Source organism: Chengkuizengella sp. SCS-71B (genome assembly GCF_040100845.1).
Classification (GTDB): Bacteria; Bacillota; Bacilli; order Paenibacillales; family KCTC-33759; genus Chengkuizengella.
Genome location: NZ_JAZHSH010000001.1, coordinates 3,422,792 through 3,440,177, shown reverse-complemented (window position 1 = coordinate 3,440,177; position 17,386 = coordinate 3,422,792). Strand labels below are relative to the sequence as shown.

The window sequence follows — 17,386 nt, the reverse complement described above, 5'->3', positions numbered from 1 at the left end:
TTGATTTATAAAGGTATAGTGTAAAAACCTCAATTTCATTGAATTGAAAATTAGAAAGGATTTATAAATGAATCAGACTTCAAAAGAAACATTTGATCAGGAAGTGAATAAAAGACGAACATTCGCCATCATCTCCCATCCAGATGCTGGGAAGACCACATTAACGGAGAAACTTCTATTATTTGGCGGAGCTATTCGTTTAGCTGGTACTGTAAAGGGAAGAAAAGCATCTAAACACGCTACATCAGATTGGATGGAAATCGAGAAGCAAAGAGGTATATCTGTTACTTCAAGTGTTATGCAGTTTGAGTATGAAGGACATAAAGTAAATATATTGGATACACCGGGTCACCAAGATTTTAGTGAAGATACTTATCGAACACTAACCGCGGCGGATAGTGCTGTGATGTTGATTGATTCAGCAAAAGGAGTAGAAGCACAAACGATGAAACTGTTTGAGGTTTGTCGTAAGAGGGGTATTCCAATCTTTACATTTATTAATAAAATGGATCGGGAAGGTCAGAATCCATTTGATTTATTAGAAGAAATTGAAAATGTACTTGGTATCCGTTCGTTTCCGATGAATTGGCCAATAGGTTCTGGCAAGCAATTGTGTGGAGTATATGATCGTCATGCCACAAGAGTTGAATTATTCCAAGGAGATAATCATGATGAAATAAAAGTTCAAGATGTTAGTGGTTATGATGATGAAATCATAAAAAATATTACGACAGATTATTTATTTGAAAGCTTAAATGATGATTTACAGCTGTTAGACGTTGCAGGAGATCCTTTTGATCTAGAGAAAGTAAAACAAGGAGAATTAACTCCTGTATTCTTTGGTAGTGCGATTAATAATTTTGGTGTTCAAACTTTTTTAGATAACTTTTTAAAGCTAGCCCCAAGCCCAGTACCAAGAGAAAGTAATCAAGGAGAAATTAGTCCAAGTGATAAAAACTTTTCGGGTTTTGTATTTAAAATTCAAGCGAACATGAATCCCGCACATCGTGATCGGATTGCTTTCTTACGCATTTGTTCTGGAGAATTTGATCGTGGAATGAGCGTAAAACATATTCGAACAGGTAAAAATATTAAATTAGCACAGCCTCAGCAATTTATGGCGCAGGATAGAGATTTAGTAGAGCAAGCTTATGCCGGTGATATCATAGGATTATTTGACCCTGGCATTTTCAAAATTGGAGATTCATTAAGTGTGAAAGCAAATATAGAATTTGATGAACTACCAACATTTCCCCCTGAATTATTTGCCAAAGTCATTGTGAAAAATGCTTTGAAAAATAAACAATTTCAAAAGGGGATTGAACAGTTGACAGATGAAGGGACTGTTCAATATTTTCAATCCATTGCTGGAGATGAGAAGATATTAGGTGTTGTAGGACAACTTCAATTTGAAGTTTTTGAATACAGGATGAAAGTAGAATACGGCGTTGACATAGAGCTACATCGATTAAGCTATCAATTATCAAGATGGGTTCAAGCAGATCAAATCGAACCAAGTAAATTTAGAATTAATTCACAATTAGTATTAGATAAAAAAGGAAATCATGTAGCTTTGTTTGAAAATGAATACGCGATGAGGACATCTATGGAAAAGAACGAGAATGTTCAATTTCTTGAGAACCCACCGCAGTAAAAATTAAAATAATAAGGTTAGCACTAATAAAATTTTGCAGATAAAAAGGGATTGTCAGAAAAATAAAAACAATTTGAAGACATCCCTTTCATACTCACTGCAATTATTGTTGAGGTAAATTATTTTCCAAAGTAGAAATTAATAAACTTTGTGTTTGTTTATCTGACTTTTCCCAAATTAATTCAAAAATGACACCTAAACCTGGTAATGCTCTTTCATCATTATTGATGGAATCAGTTATGATCTCATGTAATTCAGATTCATTTTTGTTTTGAAGCCTTTGGAAAATGGCTTGTCTTAAGTCCATCATCAGTTAAAAACCTCCACTTTATGTTGTAATGTTTATTTTGCTCAATCATTAAGTTTAATATCAATTTTGTTTTAACCTCAAAGGAGGAATCTTTTTGAAAAAACAGTTTGCAGTTATTGGAATAGGCCGCTTTGGATCAAGTGTTGCAAAAACGTTATATCATATGGGTTTTGAAGTATTAGCCATTGATTCCAATGAAAGTCGTATTCAAGAAATTATTAATGAAGTTACTCATGCGGTTCAGGCGGATACGACCGATGATGAAGCCTTAAAAGCTATTGGCATAAGAAACTTTGATGTCGTTGTTGTTGCTATTGGACAAGATATACAAGCGAGTATTCTAACAACCCTCATATTAAAGGATTTAGGAGTTAATACTTTAATCGTAAAGGCACAAAACGATCTGCATGGTAAAGTAGTTCAAAAAATTGGTGCTGATAAAGTCATTTTCCCCGAAAGAGATATGGGTGTTCGAGTTGCACATCACTTAATATCCCCCAATATTATCGACTATATAGAACTTTCTGCAGATTATAGCATTGTGGAAATCAAAGCAGCATCTAGAATGATTGGGAAAAATTTAAGTGAGTTGCATATTAGAGCTAAGTTTGGTTGTAACGTTATTGCCATCAAAAGTGCTGATAAAATGAACATTGCTCCGCATGCCGAAGATTTAATTAAAGAAAATGATATATTAGTGGTTGTAGGAGATAATGATCATTTACAAAATTTTGAAATGTCATTTCGGGAGTAAGTGAGCAACATGAAAATAACCTCGTTAACAAACAGTCATGTAAAAGATTGGGTTAAACTTTTAACTAAAAAAGGCAGAGATCAACAAGGCAGGTATATTGTGGAAGGTATTCATTTGGTTAAAGAAGCCTTAAATAGTGCTAATGTAAAAGTAGAACATGTTGTATATTCGTATGAAAAGGGAGTGCCCCCTGAATTATTAGATTATGAAGAACAAAAATGGATAAGTGTTAGTAACGATATCATAAATAAATGTTCCGATACAAAAACACCACAAGGTATTTTTGCAATTGTGCATAAAAAAAACTGGAATGATTTACTTCTATTTGAAGGTACTGCTTTGGTTGTTGCTTGCGATGCTATACAAGACCCTGGTAATTTAGGAACGATTATTCGAAGTGCTGATGCAGTAGGAGCAACTGGGGTTGTATTAGGCGAAGGATGTGTGGATTTGTATCATCCTAAAACAGTTCGTTCAACCATGGGGTCTATTTTTCATTTGCCTATTATAGAAAGAGACTTGGATGTTATGCTTCAAAAAGCACAAAATCGTTCGATTCAAGTATTAAATACAAGTTTACAAGCAGAATCAAACTTCTATGAAACAGATTTAACTAAAGCAAGCTGGTTTATAGTAGGAAATGAGGGGAAAGGAGTTTCTCCAGAGTTGAATCAATATGTGAATAAACAAATTAAAATTCCAATTGAAGGCTCTGCTGAATCTCTAAATGTTGCCATGGCAACTACTATCATGTTGTATGAGACGTTAAGACAGAGGAATTACCATCTATAGAGGTGAGGTCTTAGTGCTAAAAATCATAGAATAGTTAAAGGAAAGCATTAATATATATGCTTTTCTTTTTTTGTGTTTGAAAAAGAAGCTCTCATCATTTATGGATTATTTTGTACAGCTTTAGCATAAATTTATTTAATAAGATCGGATTTCTATCTAACTTAGATGTTCCTGAATAGTTGTTAAGCAGTAATTACCAAGGTTTAGCTAGGGGGAATTACATGAGAAGAAAAAGAAGGTGGAGAAGTCGTTCAGTAAAAAAAAGCAGTAAAAAGAAAGTGTTTTTCCTAGTTCTAATAATCTTTACTTTAATTACAGTACAAAGTTTTATTTTTATTGAGAAAAATTTAAGACCCCCTTTGATGAATGTTGCAAAAGTAAGAATTAAACAAATCGCTACTCAATCGATTAATGCCTCACTTACTGAACAAATATCTAAGGGGACAAATTTAGATAAATTAATTGAATGGAAATACGACCATACAGGAAAAATTACCGGTTTTATGTTAAATTACACAGAACATATGCGAATTGCAGCAGAGACTAGGAATATCGTTCAAAAAACTTTAGATGATTTGCAAAGAATGCCGGAATCTATCCCGTTAGGTCAAGCTTTAGATAGTGCAATCATTGCTTCTTTTGGTCCAGAAATACCGATTAAATTTGTACCAGCTGGTTCAGTATTGATTGATTTGACGACAAGAAAACAAGATGCTGGCATCAATATGATTCTTGTTGAAGTTTACATACACATTATTGCAGAGGTAACGATCATTATTCCTTTTGATACAGAAGCTGAAATAGTGGAAACAGAAGTTCCAATTACTTATTTATTGGTTGTGGGAGATGTACCTGCATATTATTTTGATTCCAATGGTAAACCAATCGATTCCTTAAACGGTATGAACCCAATCCCACCTATATCTATTCCACAATTTAATTCAGCTGACACAGAGGATAATACTGAAAATTAAAATGTAATGAGGAGTGAAGAAACACTTATCTTCTGTTTCTTCGCTCCTCTCGTTCCCATTTTCTTAAATAAGGATACGGGTCAAAAGACCATTCATTATATCCATTGTCGCGGTATAATCCATAATGAAGATGTGGAGGGAATTTCCCCTGTGTTCCAGGTTTTCCATAACCTGAGCTTCCTACCCATCCTAATACTTGACCTGGCTCTACTATGTCGCCTTGCTTTATTTCTTTTTGGTATCCTGATAAATGAGCATAATAGTGGTATACATTATTTAGATCTCGTATTCCTACTCGCCAACCACCATAACGATTCCAACCCAAGACTTCAATAATTCCGTAACAAGTACTTCGTACAGGTAAACCATGATGAGCAAAGATATCGGTTCCTTCATGAATTCGGAATCCACCAAAACTTCTTCCTGCCCCCCAAGTGCTCCGATATGAATGGTCTGAACGTAGTGGCACAGGAAAGGCATGTTTGTATAAATCTAATGTACCGTACTTTTCATAAATTTTTGCAAACTGTTCAATCCTTTTCACACTTCTTGAATTTTGATAATACTCCCATAAAGCAATGCGAAAATCATCTTTTGACAAACCATATTTTAAGATGTGTTGTGACATCGTATATAAAACATCCTGATCATTGTTCCAATCTGCATACCCATCTCCTGATCCATCTCTTCCTCTTCCGTTAAAAAATAAAATAGATGTTAAGTTAGAATCTTGTTCATCTGGATTTAAATGTCCTGCCCATTCAGATTTTTCAAAATTAATACTTATAAGACCTTCTCTAATGGGTCTTTTTTTTGGATTAGCTATACTTAAGGATCTTTCATATTGATCAATGGCAGCTAAATAAAACCAGGGAATTTCTGTCACCGTACTCATTTCTTCAATTAACTGCAGTCGTTTTTCATAAATTTGCTTTAAACTAAGTTCTTCTGATTTTGCAAATGATGTTGAATTTATAAAAGAAACAATTAAGATCATAAGAATGAATATCCGAAAGTAATACAGAAATTTTATTTTCAATATGATCCCTCCTACAAAATTTTCCATCTATGTAGTTACAGATGTTCAATTATTTGTTCTATGACCTGATTGTTTTATAGAGTGCACGATGGTTTTTTGTATTATCCAATCCAATTTTTACAAAGGTGGCATGTTTTTTAATCCATTGTTATAATACTTATACATAAAGATTCAAAACAACCCAGGAAGGGTAGGGATAAATATGGCAACGCAAACACCACAGAGAAAACCAGATTGGTTAAAGATAAAGCTGCCTTCTGGCGATGAACTTCAAGAATTTAAAGAATTAAAAAAAACGATGAGAACAAAAACTTTACATACAGTGTGTGAAGAAGCTAAATGTCCTAATATTCATGAATGTTGGGTAAATAGAACAGCTACTTTTATGATTTTAGGTGACATTTGTACAAGAGCTTGTAGATTTTGTGCAGTAAATTCTGGTCTTCCGAATGAATTAGACCTGAAGGAACCTGAAAGGGTTGGAGAAGCAGCAGAAGAAATGGGATTAAAGCATTGTGTTATAACTTCAGTTGCACGTGATGATTTAGCAGATGGAGGGGCTATGATTTTTGCAGAAACCATCAAATCTGTTAAAAAACGTCTTCCATTTTGTGATGTTGAAGTATTAATACCTGATTTTATGGGAAACCAAGAAGCCTTATTTAAAGTATTAGATGCTAATCCAGAAGTGTTAAATCACAATATTGAAACGGTTGAAAGATGTTCAGATCAAGTTCGTTCAAAAGCCAAATACAGAAGGTCACTTGAACTGTTAGAACGCTCTAAATCATATAAAAGTAAAATTCCTACTAAATCCAGCATTATGATTGGAGTTGGAGAAGAGTGGGATGAAGTACTACAAACAATGGATGATTTAAGAGAAGTGGATTGTAACATATTAACGATCGGTCAGTATTTACAACCTACTAAAAAACACCTTGCTGTTAAAAAGTTCTATACACCAGAGGAGTTTGCTTTATTGAAAGAAGAAGGCATGAAGCGAGGATTTAGCCATGTTGAAGCAGGACCTTTAGTGCGTAGTTCATATCATGCACGAGAGCAAAAGGAAGCTGCGAATGAAACGTTAAATTCTAGATAATAAAATCTTTTATAAATTGCTTGTTCAAAAGGGGATTTTATTAAAGAACCTCTTAGACGATTGAATATAGGAGGATAATTAGAAAGATGATCCAGATTACAGGGAAGTCATTTGAACTTATTAAAGATCATAAAAATGGTTGGAATCACGAAGCATTTCGCTCTAGATATAGTGAAGTGTTGGATCGATATGATTTTATTGTTGGAGACTGGGGATATAATCAGCTTCGACTAAAAGGTTTTTTTAACCATGGTCATACAAAAGCAACTAAGGAATCTTCCATTAATAGCTTTGAGGACTATATTTATGAATATTGTAATTTTGGTTGTGCATATTTTGTACTAAAAAAGGTTAAAAAAACAAACTGATTTTCAATTTATGAACATAATAAGAATTGGTGATGTTAAAATCCGAAAAAATCCTTAGAGATTTTTTCGGATTTCTTTATAACTTAACAATTTATAAAATTTCAAATTCTAAGTTTCAACAAAAACTACCTCTAAAGAAAACTCGATGATTGGCAAGTCTAGACGAAGGTAGAATCGTTAGTTGCCCTTATACTATCTACATTTTAATTATTCAAAGTAATTGATTTAACCAACTAGTTGGACTCGATCCCAACAAAAGCTTCTTTTACTCGATTCCAAAATGGAAAAGTACGATATCTTGCAAATCGAACCTTTTTATGAGAAACACTACTGCGAATAGAAATGATATCTTTATGTTCAAACTGTAAATGATCTACGGATAGTAATATTTTTTGATTTGCTTTTGGATAAATATCACAATGATGATGTTTTGGTAAAATAATGGGTGAACCTAAAGTTCTAAATACACGATTATTTATAGAAGCCATTTCAGCAATTTGAATGGCTGCTAACGAAGGATGTATAATCCCCCCACCCAAACCTTTGTTATATGCTGTACTGCCAGATGGAGTAGATATACAAATCCCATCTCCTCTAAACATTTCAAATTTATCATCATTAATATCGAGTTGAGCTACCAATGTTGCATGGATGCCTTTTATCGTAATTTCATTCAATGCATAATAAATTCTAGTATCATTTACGGTTTTTATTTCAATTTGTACAATAGGATACTCTACGATAACATCATTAGAATTTGCTTTTTTAGCCATGAGCTCTAATAAATGTTCAATTTCATTTGGTTTCCAATCTGCATAAAATCCGAGGTGTCCAGTGTGAATCCCAACGAATGAAATGGTTTCAAGCTGTTGCACAAACTTATGAAATGCATATAACATGGTTCCGTCTCCACCAATTGAGATCACGATGTCAGGTGAAATTTCATCAAGTATCATATTGTGTTGTTTAGCTAATTTATGGAATTTGTCAGATAATTTTAAAGAAGTTTCATCTCCACGGTCCAAGACGAAATATTTCAAAAGTGTAACCTCCTATAAATCATTTTGCTGTATTCATCATATACAAAAATCATATATAAAACAATGTTCATTTTTTAGGATAAAAAAGAAGTTTCATTAAAAGGTATATTAAGTATAATGAAAAAATACAAACAAATAAAAATGCTATGCTCCAAAGGGAAAAAGACAAAAATGAAGAAAGGATTTCAGGTGTTGTCGTTTCTCCACTTACAGTTGGAAGGATAAACGAAAAGGATGATTGGTAGGAGTGAACTGGCTCAAATATTAAATAAACGATTCCAGCAGCAATGAAACCATGGAGTAATCTGGCAATGATAAAGGGAGTGTATCGTAAATTTGTAAAGTGTAAAATGCTAGCAATTTGTGCATGAACAGAAAGCCCACTCCAAGAGACAACAAAAGCAGCTGCAGCGGTTTTGGCTATCAAACTAGTGTTTGCCTCACCTGCTGACTTAGCTCCTAAAGTGACCTCAAAAGTTCCGTTAATAATAACTTGACTGAGTTCAACAGGAAATCCGAATAAGGGCATTAAAGATTGGAATAAAAGATAGAAAAGGTCCAAAAAATGAATTGTGGTCAAAATTTCTAATATAACAGAGAAAAAAACGACGAGTCCTCCAATAACAAAAATTAATTTAATCGAGGCCTCAACTGCTTCAGATATAATTATGCCAAGCGTTCTACCATCTTCTAAGCGGGCTTTATGCATGGATTGAAAGGCACGAAATAAAATAAATCCTTTTTGCTTAGTTTTAATTTGAGAGACGGCATTAGATGTGTTTTTTCCATGATATCTCATAAGCAAACCAACTATAATACCAGCTCCGTAGTGTGAGATAGCTAAAACAAGAGCCAGATTTACATCGTGAAAAAAGCCAACAGAAACAGCTCCGATTAAAAAAATAGGGTCAGAAGTTGATGTGAATGCAACTAATCTTTCACCTTCTACTTGATTGATTAGCTTTTGCTCCCATAACTTAGAGGTTAATCTAGCACCAACAGGGTAACCCGATGCAAACCCCATTGTCATTACAAAACCTCCTATTCCTGGTACTCTAAATAATGGACGCATTATTGGATCTAAAAGAGTCCCAAAAAAATGTACAATACCGATACCTAATAGTATTTCTGAAACAACTAAAAAAGGAAATAGTGCAGGAAACAACACATCCCACCAAATGATAATCCCCCTTATGGCAGCGTTAAAACTAATTGTTGGATAAACTAAAATGAGTAATATAAAGGTTAAACTAATCATCGGAATGATGTAAACTATGTATCTTTTTATAGGGAGCATAAAGAGGCCTCCTAATGAATTTTGCTTTAAAGTACGCGTTTAAAGAGCTCCGTTTTTTAGCAAGCTTGTCTTCTATAACATAGTATGAGAATATAACCAGGTTCATTCCCAGAACTAGGATGAGGTTTGATTATGATATAATATAAAGTAAATAAAGAAGTTCGTTCGTCTGTTATATATAAAGACTGAACAACCTAGAGTATGGGAGTGCTATTTTATGGAAGAAAAATCATTATATGAAGTCATAGGTGGAGAGGTAACGGTCCGAAAAATTGTAGAAACTTTTTATCCTATTGTACAAGAAAATCCCGTTATCGGACAATTATTTCCAGAGGATATTATGCCTGTCATGGAAAAACAGTTTTTATTTTTAACTCAATTTTTGGGAGGCCCTCCTCTTTATTCAGAGCAATATGGTCATCCCATGATGCGAGCTAGACATTTACCATTTGAAATTACAAAAGAGCGCGCTGATGCATGGTTAGGTTGTATGCAAAAAGCACTCTCTAAAATAGAATTAGATGAGCAGCTGCAAAATATATTGTTAGAGCGATTATCTGGCCCTGCATATCACTTTATTAACAGCTAAAAAACCTATTAAAAGCTTCTCTATAAATGGGATCTTTTATCAGGTGGAGGAGGGTATCCATCTGATACAACGTTGTTTAAACTTTGTTTAAAAGAGTTTTTATTCGTTTGATTCATCCTTATCCTGTTTAGCTAACTCAGCTAATTTTTGCATTAATATATGCTGAGGCATATGCATTAAGTGTTCTATAGGTACATTTAATTTTTTAGCTAATGCTTGAGCAGTTTCTGGTGATATTTGTAGTGGTTTCAATCTTAATCTCTCCTTTAATATGAATTTATAATATTTGCTTCAATGTTTCGGGGTCCCCGAAAAGTATTCGGATTTAACTTCTATGATTCACTTCACTTTTTGGGGTGCTATATTAGTATAACATTTTTAAATGATCTTGAAAGATCAAAAAGGCATGATAAAATGGTATTAGAAAACATTCTGACTTTTTTGATAATTAATATATGATTTCGTTTTCCATGAGTGAGAATAGTTATATTATTAAAGGGGTGATCTGATGGGTAACAAGTATTTTTTTACCGGATTTCCAGGTTTTATTGCTAGTCAAATTATCCAGCAACTTCTAAAGGAACAAGAAGACGTAGATCATATTTATGTATTGGTTTTACCGAATATGTATAAAGAAGCCGAGGTAGAAGCTGCTAAATTAATGAATGATGGAGGTTTTGAAAAGGGTCGTTTTACGATACTAGAAGGAGATATCACAAAGAACAATCTAGGTATATCGGATGATCGTCTTCAAGTCCTTCAAAGTGACGTTACACATGTATTCCACCTGGCTGCAATTTATGATTTAGCTGTTCCTAAAGATATCGCTTATCTTGTAAATGTTAAGGGTACGGATAATGTAAACCAATTTGTTAAACAACTAGAGAGTTTAAAAAGATACATATATTTTAGTACCGCATATGTAGCAGGGGATCGTAAGGGTAAAATACTGGAGTCTGATCTGGAGAAAAACCAAACTTTCCAAAACTATTATGAAGAGACAAAATATGAAGCAGAAGTGCTAGTAAAAAAAATAATGAATGACGTACCTACAACCATTATACGTCCAGGTATAGTAAAGGGTCATTCCTTTACGGGTGAAACCATTAAATTTGATGGACCTTATTTTATACTAAACTTCTTGGATCGGCTTCGATTTCTTCCGATTCTTCCATACATTGGACCAGGGGAAGTGGAGATTAACCTTGTTCCAGTAGATTATATAATAGCTGCTTCTTGTTATTTAGGTCAAGCTGATATTGGAGAGGGTAAAACGTATCACTTAACAGATCCTTCTCCTTATAAAGTTAAAGAAGTTTACTCTGCTTTGATGCAGGAATTGTTACAAAAAAAACCAATTGGAAGAATTCCAATTTTAATTACAGTCCTGTTCTTGAAAATTAAATTTATTCGCAAGTTTTTGGGCGTTGAAAAAGAAGCATTGGATTATTTCAAGTATGAGGCAAGATTTGATTGTCAAAATGCAGTGGAGGACTTGAAAGGATCAGGGATTAGTTGTCCTGATTTCATGGAAATATTAGAACCGATGGTCACGTATTACAAAACGCATAAACATGACCCCAAAAAACAGCTAGTTATTCGATAATTCATTTTAGTTAGAAAAATCACCTGATATTTCAGGTGATTTTTTACTATTTAAGTATTTAATTGATTTTTCGATGTTTAAGCTTTGCTTAAACGAATTCACTATGTATTTTTTCTTAATTTGAAAAATTCAATGGATTGTTGGAGTTGGGACGCTTTGTGAGTCATTTGCTCTGACACATCAACCATTTCTTGAACGGATGATATTTGTTCGTTCATTGATGCTGAAACCTGCTCTGTACCAGCAGCTGATTGCTGTGTAATTGCAGATATATTTTCCATGGATTCAGATATTTTTTTTGCACTAAGAAGCATAAGTTCACTTTCTTTTGAAAATTCATATATTCGATCAGTTATAAACTGTATGCTATGTACAATTTCACTAAAAACCTTTTCCGTCTCTTGAATCATTAATGTTTGGTTTTTAACGATCTCTTCATTTCTTTCAATATTCTCAATTGCTTGCTTAATGCCATAATCAATATTTTTGACTAGATTAAAAACTTCTTTGGTTGACTCAGTTGATTCTTCGGCTAAATTTCTTACTTCTTGTGCAACTACAGCAAAACCTTTACCGTGTTCTCCTGCTCTTGCTGCTTCAATGGATGCATTTAATGATAAGAGATTTGTTTGTTCTGCAATTTCTGATATCGTTTTTGTTATCTTAGATATACCATCTGATTGTTTAGCTAATTCACTTATAGTAGACGCGACATTGTTCGTTGCTTCAACAGTATCTTTCATCCCAGCACTTTGACTTTCTACTGCATTACGACCTTTGTTTACTAATTGTATCGTGTTTTGGGAATGTTTATTCATTTCATTTGTTGATACCGTATATGCACTTACTTTACTTTCTATATTTTGAATCGATGTAGAGATATTGGACACGTCCTCAGAAATTTCATTCGCTCCAGTAGCTAATTCGTTAGTAGATAAATTTACTTGACCTAGAACTTCACTTAGAGCTTTGTTTTTTAAATAAATATTTCTGCTTGAGTTTGAAACTAACTTGGAAATATTAAGCGTATCTTGCAATGTATTATTCATTCTTTCCGACATTTTGTTAAATGCATTTGCAAGTTCACCTATTGCATCGTCTGATGAAATATATATTTTTTGCTGAAGGTCACCTTGAGCTATTTTTGTAGCTGCTTTGGAAACATTATCTACAGATTCATTAATAGCTTTGTCTAACTTTAAAAGAATAGGGTAAATTATAGCTAATAAAAACGCAATAATAAGTGAAACGATCAATTTGTTCTCAGAAAAAAAGATAGAAACAAATGAAAATATAAATAGAATAGAGTATACTCCAATTAATATTTTATTTTTAACAGAAAGCTCATTGAACCAACTCATATCATCGACCCCTTTGGTAAATTTTTCTGATATAATTATATCATCCTATTTTCAAAAAAGTCTATGTAGTTGTCATAATTTGATAGACAATGATGAATATTGAATGATTTAAAAGAATAATATTTACATTTTTATAATAATATATTATTATGTGTATAAATATGTAAGTTGATATATTGTAGCCTCATTTCCACTGTTGAATCTTCTGATTTTTTTCTTCTGTATTATTTAGTTGGCCTCATGTCATTTTTAATGTTTTTTCCTTAAAAGAAAGCACGTGCTGCATTTCTTAAAAACACTTATTTTAAAGTGTTTATTTAACAATGCAATAAAATAATGGAAAAGGAGAAGAACTTAATGCATATTGAGCAGTTATCATTAGCTAGACAGCTTGATTTGGTATTTAATGAAATTCAAGCTGAATTAGGAAATCTTAACTCGGGTATCGTTTTTTTACAAATTCGCAATAATACTATTGGTAAATTTGGCGTGATTCATGATCCAATAGAAGGAAATGATCGAAGCACTCTTGTTAACATTCAAGGTTTAACGAAACAACAAATATTTTCCTTTAAAAAGATGGCAATTCAATCCCTGAAGTATAAAAATCATTGGACTCATGGACAGATTTCTTTTGAATTCGCTTTAAAAAACAAAAACCTCGCTATGAGTGTTCAACTAGAGTCTAATTACAATATGGCGAATTTGATGAATAAACCTCAGCAAAAAATAAGAATTAACTAATATAAATGAAAATAACCGTTGTGCATAGATATTGTGTTACAAACGGTTATTTTCATTTTTCAATGACTGTTATACTATGATTATGAAATGGCTTTCTTGAAAGGATGTTAATAAATGAAGCTAATTTTTAGTCATTTAACTTTGAATAAAGAGCTGCAGATTGTTCAAGCTGATGTATTTTTAGAAGTAAACGATGATATTATTATTGATGAGCCATTGTGTATAGATGTGGGATTACCTGCTTTACTTTTAAGTGCATTAGAGGATACTTCACCAAATCGATTTGCTTCAGCAACGGAGTGGGAGAAAACCCCTTTTTTTGTATGCGGATGTGGAGATCCTGATTGCAGAGGGTTTTCATTTATAGTTAGACACAGGGATAAAAAGAGCATTCAACTCATTGAAGTGGAAGAATTTGAAGGGGATCAGCCTAGGGAGATGGACGAATACTTTGTTGATTTATTAGTATATCAAAATATTGTTTATGAAATTGGCCTTCAGTTTATAGAATTTATTAAGGACCTTGATTATTCTCCTTACTTTAAAGATACTTTAGCAGTGGTCCATGATTTGATGAAACGTTTGGAAAAACAATTGATAATTGACATTTAAAAAATGTTATGTATAATATTGAAATTAAATCATACGATGCGATGAGAGGAAAAGTAAGATTACATCGTTGTTTATCAGAGAGCCGACGTTAGCTGAGAGTCGGTACAACATGTTTTCTGAAATGGGCCCTTGAGCTTAATGTCGAACAAATAATTTATTTTTAGTAGACTGCACGGAATTCCCCGTTATCAGAAATTAAGTTTTCTTTAGGTTAAATATTTTTAGTTTAAAGAAATAAATTAGGGTGGCACCACGGTCTTTCGTCCCTTGACGAGAGGCCTTTTTGATGTATAAGAAAGTAGCTGCTCTAAATTCAAAATATTAAATATTAGGAGGTTAAGTAATGAAACGAGTATTATCTGGTATACAGTCAAGTGGGAAATTAACTATCGGAAATTATATTGGTGCTTTGAAAAATTATGTCAAGCTACAGGATACACATGAATGCTTTTTTTCTATTGTTGATTTACATGCGATCACTGTGCCTCAAAAACCAGAAGATTTAAAAGAACAAACTGAAGAAGTTGCTGCATTGTATTTTGCTGCAGGAGTGGATCCGAATAAGTCAAGTGTTTTCGTTCAATCTCATGTACCTGCTCATGCAGAATTAGGTTGGATCATGACCACCTTATCTTATATGGGGGAATTTGAAAGAATGACCCAATTTAAAGATAAGTCCGGGAAGCAAGATTCTATAGGTGTAGGTTTGTTCACATATCCTGGTTTAATGGCTGCTGATATATTGCTTTATCATGCGGATCTCGTACCTGTAGGAAATGATCAAAAACAACATCTTGAACTAACAAGAGATTTAGCAAATCGCTTTAATCAACGTTTTGGTGAATATTTGAAGATTCCTGAACCATATATTCCAGAAGTTGGTGCGAGAATTATGTCCTTAGACGATGGCTCAAATAAAATGAGCAAAAGCAATCCAAATCCAAATAGTTATATTGCAATGTTAGATGAACCGGATGTGTTGCGTAAAAAAATCAAGAGAGCAACAACAGATTCAGGGAGAGATGTTTTATTTGATCCAGTAAATAAACCTGAAATTAGTAATTTAATGACGATTTATTCCTATTGTTCAACCTTAAGTATAAAGGAAATCGAACAGGAATACGAAGGAAAAGGATATGGTCCATTTAAAAAGGATTTAGCAGAACATGTAGTAGCCACTTTAGAGCCGATTCAACAACGCTACAAAGAGATTCGCTCTTCAGGAGAATTGAATAAGTATTTAAAACAAGGTGCTGAGCAGGCTGCTGATGTGGCTAATGATACTTTAAGGGAAATAAAGAAAAAAATGGGCTTCTTATTACCAAATTGATACTATCAAGGACTATTCTTTTTTCTAATTTTTGCTTTTACCATAAAACCAATTCCTACAGTAAAAAAAGATAAAAACAAAAAACTTAATGCCAATAGAGATTTTTGATAACTTAATGCTATACCTGTTAAAATCAAGAACAGTACACCAATAATAGAAAAAAATAAGGCAGTTTTTTTACTCATAATATGACTCACCTTTCATGATATGAAAATAAAATGAATAGTTTTTTTCAAATGTTAACATAATAGTGGTACAAGCAGCTTGTAAAAACAACATAGATTGAAAGGAGTGCTCATCAATGGCAAGATCTAACCAACTAGTGGTGCCTCAATCTACTGCGGCATTAAATCAATTAAAATATGAAGTAGCACAGGAGTTAGGTATTCAGATTCCTCAAGATGGTTACTATGGTAACATGGCTACTCGTGATACAGGTACAATTGGTGGATACATGACACGTCACTTAGTACAAATTGCCGAGCAAACATTAGCAGGTAGACAACCTTAATAGTAAAATAAAAGTAAAAAAAGCTCAAGGGATTAATCCTTTGAGCTTTTTATAACTTAAGAATTATATAATTTCAAATTCTAAGTTTCCACAAAAACTACCCCTTCGAGAGACTCCGGTAGGAGTTTTTGTTATGATTTTACATTTCATGCAATCCAAGGCGTTTGCTTAACTTATCTTCATTTAACCATCCTACATATGATTTAATTGGGGTATAATCTTTTTTCATAAGCAAAACACCTACAAATGGGTATTGTTTTCGATGTCTATAACGTACATCAAACCAACGAACTTCATATCCCCAAGAGTGTATTATGATGTCTGAACATGCGTACTGAGAACTGAAATATAAAAACGAAGCTATGTCAGAATTCTTTTTAGAAATCTCGATAGCGGGATGTGTTTTACATTGTACTTCGTCTATCCATTGTATATTTCCATTCCTTTTTAATTCACCAAGAATGTGAACGTTATTTTTATTTTTTTTAACGATGTTCCATTCTGATAAATGAATTGTAGGAATTAGCATGTATGTGTCATCTTTTTGATATTTTTTGTCTTTTTTATAAAGGTTCTTTTGCAAAAAATAATGTAATGCGGTTCTCCATATATAATACGCAATTAAAAATCCGTATAACATTGGAAAAATTAATGTAGCTTCACCGATATGGAATACCCAAAGGATCAGGGCAAAGACATGAGAGAAAAATATAATGGGATCAAAAATATGGATAATATTCCAAGAAATCCATTTATCCGAGATAGGCCTTAGAGCTTGTGTCCCATAAGTATTAAATAAATCTGAAAAAACATGTACACATACAGCTATGAAAACCCATAACAATACATGAAGAATGGGTGTGGGCTGAAAAATGAGAAATATAAGCCCTGTGATTAGGAAAGTCCAAATGAAGAGAGCAGGTAATGAATGAGACAATCCTCTGTGATTTTTTATATAAGCACTATTACTTTTGAATCTATATAACCCATCAGTATCTGGGGCTTGTGAACCTAATACAGTTCCGACTAAAACAGATATAAATAAATTAGGATCATTTGAAACAGCAGGATCAATCGTTGCTAAACCAGCTAATCCTAAACCTACTACAAAATGAGTACCAGAATCCAATATGGCTTCCTCCTATATAAGCAAAATGTCTTCATTTTATTCTTTATCGTTACTCTCTATCTTTATCCTGTTCCGTTACTAATAATCATGTACATAAGATATTTAATTTATTTAGAGTAAAAAGACCCATTTATCAATATGATAAATGGGTCTTTTATGTTCTAATATTATATGTTT

At 33.0% G+C, this 17,386-nt stretch carries 20 protein-coding genes and 1 other annotated feature; of the genes, 12 read left to right on the top strand and 8 right to left on the bottom strand.

The genetic code is table 11. The features are described from left to right. Nucleotides 1-67 precede the first annotated feature (67 nt). On the top strand, nt 68-1,654 hold the full coding sequence (locus tag VQL36_RS16825; protein ID WP_349250429.1) for a peptide chain release factor 3: 1,587 nt from the start codon (nt 68-70) through the stop codon (nt 1,652-1,654). Nucleotides 1,655-1,757: 103 nt separating this feature from the next. On the opposite strand, the gene sspI is transcribed toward VQL36_RS16825, so the two are convergent. Continuing rightward, nucleotides 1,758-1,964 carry a small acid-soluble spore protein SspI gene (gene sspI, locus VQL36_RS16820; protein WP_349250428.1) on the bottom strand — a complete coding sequence of 69 codons (207 nt, stop codon included), beginning with the start codon at nt 1,962-1,964 and terminating at the stop codon, nt 1,758-1,760. A 94-nt stretch (nt 1,965-2,058) separates the two neighbouring features. Here sspI and VQL36_RS16815 point away from each other — a divergent pair, with 94 nt between their 5' ends. From VQL36_RS16815 to yunB, 3 genes are all read left to right on the top strand, one after another. Then, nucleotides 2,059-2,718, top strand: coding sequence for a TrkA family potassium uptake protein (locus VQL36_RS16815; RefSeq protein ID WP_349250427.1), 660 nt, complete (start codon nt 2,059-2,061; stop codon nt 2,716-2,718). 9 nt (nt 2,719-2,727) lie between these two features. Beyond that, nucleotides 2,728-3,510 carry an RNA methyltransferase gene (locus VQL36_RS16810; RefSeq protein WP_349250426.1) on the top strand — a complete coding sequence of 261 codons (783 nt, stop codon included), beginning with the start codon at nt 2,728-2,730 and terminating at the stop codon, nt 3,508-3,510. 221 nt (nt 3,511-3,731) lie between these two features. Then, nucleotides 3,732-4,484 (top strand): sporulation protein YunB, encoded by a 753-nt coding sequence (gene yunB, locus VQL36_RS16805; protein ID WP_349250425.1) that lies wholly within the window; start codon nt 3,732-3,734, stop codon nt 4,482-4,484. A 25-nt stretch (nt 4,485-4,509) separates the two neighbouring features. Here the strand turns inward: yunB and VQL36_RS16800 are convergent, their stop codons facing one another. Further along, a complete protein-coding gene (locus VQL36_RS16800; RefSeq protein WP_349251204.1) occupies nt 4,510-5,481 on the bottom strand; it encodes a M23 family metallopeptidase in 972 nt (323 codons plus the stop codon). Between the two features lie 244 nt (nt 5,482-5,725). On the opposite strand from VQL36_RS16800, the gene lipA reads away from it, so the two are divergent. Further along, nucleotides 5,726-6,622, top strand: coding sequence for a lipoyl synthase (lipA, locus tag VQL36_RS16795; protein ID WP_349250424.1), 897 nt, complete (start codon nt 5,726-5,728; stop codon nt 6,620-6,622). A gap of 86 nt (nt 6,623-6,708) precedes the next feature. Further along, nucleotides 6,709-6,990 (top strand): YutD family protein, encoded by a 282-nt coding sequence (locus tag VQL36_RS16790; protein ID WP_349250423.1) that lies wholly within the window; start codon nt 6,709-6,711, stop codon nt 6,988-6,990. A 233-nt stretch (nt 6,991-7,223) separates the two neighbouring features. On the opposite strand, the gene VQL36_RS16785 is transcribed toward VQL36_RS16790, so the two are convergent. Both VQL36_RS16785 and ylbJ read right to left on the bottom strand, forming a co-directional pair. Then, a complete protein-coding gene (locus VQL36_RS16785) occupies nt 7,224-8,030 on the bottom strand; it encodes an NAD kinase (RefSeq protein WP_349250422.1) in 807 nt (268 codons plus the stop codon). A 67-nt stretch (nt 8,031-8,097) separates the two neighbouring features. Then, entirely contained in the window at nt 8,098-9,327 is a 1,230-nt protein-coding gene (ylbJ, locus tag VQL36_RS16780) for a sporulation integral membrane protein YlbJ (protein WP_349250421.1), read from the bottom strand. Nucleotides 9,328-9,544: 217 nt separating this feature from the next. Between ylbJ and VQL36_RS16775 the strand changes: the two genes are divergently transcribed. After that, entirely contained in the window at nt 9,545-9,916 is a 372-nt protein-coding gene (locus VQL36_RS16775; RefSeq protein ID WP_349250420.1) for a globin, read from the top strand. A gap of 99 nt (nt 9,917-10,015) precedes the next feature. Here VQL36_RS16775 and VQL36_RS16770 read toward each other — a convergent pair whose 3' ends face one another. Next, complete coding sequence (locus VQL36_RS16770; RefSeq protein WP_349250419.1) at nt 10,016-10,168, bottom strand: YycC family protein; 153 nt, start codon at nt 10,166-10,168, stop codon at nt 10,016-10,018. Nucleotides 10,169-10,424: 256 nt separating this feature from the next. Between VQL36_RS16770 and VQL36_RS16765 the strand changes: the two genes are divergently transcribed. Then, on the top strand, nt 10,425-11,522 hold the full coding sequence (locus VQL36_RS16765) for an SDR family oxidoreductase (protein WP_349250418.1): 1,098 nt from the start codon (nt 10,425-10,427) through the stop codon (nt 11,520-11,522). Nucleotides 11,523-11,623: 101 nt separating this feature from the next. Here VQL36_RS16765 and VQL36_RS16760 read toward each other — a convergent pair whose 3' ends face one another. Next, nucleotides 11,624-12,883, bottom strand: a complete 1,260-nt coding sequence (locus VQL36_RS16760) for a methyl-accepting chemotaxis protein (protein WP_349250417.1) — start codon at nt 12,881-12,883, stop codon at nt 11,624-11,626. Between the two features lie 357 nt (nt 12,884-13,240). Here VQL36_RS16760 and VQL36_RS16755 point away from each other — a divergent pair, with 357 nt between their 5' ends. The 3 genes from VQL36_RS16755 to trpS all read left to right on the top strand — a co-directional run bounded on the left by VQL36_RS16755 (nt 13,241) and on the right by trpS (nt 15,569). Continuing rightward, nucleotides 13,241-13,627, top strand: coding sequence for an O-methyltransferase (locus VQL36_RS16755; protein WP_349250416.1), 387 nt, complete (start codon nt 13,241-13,243; stop codon nt 13,625-13,627). Nucleotides 13,628-13,741: 114 nt separating this feature from the next. Beyond that, nucleotides 13,742-14,239 carry a hypothetical protein gene (locus VQL36_RS16750; RefSeq protein WP_349250415.1) on the top strand — a complete coding sequence of 166 codons (498 nt, stop codon included), beginning with the start codon at nt 13,742-13,744 and terminating at the stop codon, nt 14,237-14,239. Between the two features lie 32 nt (nt 14,240-14,271). After that, nucleotides 14,272-14,510, top strand: a binding site (T-box leader). Between the two features lie 72 nt (nt 14,511-14,582). Beyond that, nucleotides 14,583-15,569 carry a tryptophan--tRNA ligase gene (gene trpS / locus VQL36_RS16745; RefSeq protein WP_349250414.1) on the top strand — a complete coding sequence of 329 codons (987 nt, stop codon included), beginning with the start codon at nt 14,583-14,585 and terminating at the stop codon, nt 15,567-15,569. 5 nt (nt 15,570-15,574) lie between these two features. On the opposite strand, the gene VQL36_RS16740 is transcribed toward trpS, so the two are convergent. Then, nucleotides 15,575-15,754, bottom strand: a complete 180-nt coding sequence (locus VQL36_RS16740) for a DUF5325 family protein (protein WP_349250413.1) — start codon at nt 15,752-15,754, stop codon at nt 15,575-15,577. Nucleotides 15,755-15,870: 116 nt separating this feature from the next. Between VQL36_RS16740 and VQL36_RS16735 the strand changes: the two genes are divergently transcribed. Continuing rightward, nucleotides 15,871-16,080, top strand: a complete 210-nt coding sequence (locus VQL36_RS16735) for an alpha/beta-type small acid-soluble spore protein (RefSeq protein ID WP_349250412.1) — start codon at nt 15,871-15,873, stop codon at nt 16,078-16,080. A gap of 139 nt (nt 16,081-16,219) precedes the next feature. Here VQL36_RS16735 and VQL36_RS16730 read toward each other — a convergent pair whose 3' ends face one another. Further along, nucleotides 16,220-17,209 carry a metal-dependent hydrolase gene (locus VQL36_RS16730; RefSeq protein ID WP_349250411.1) on the bottom strand — a complete coding sequence of 330 codons (990 nt, stop codon included), beginning with the start codon at nt 17,207-17,209 and terminating at the stop codon, nt 16,220-16,222. Nucleotides 17,210-17,386 lie beyond the last annotated feature (177 nt).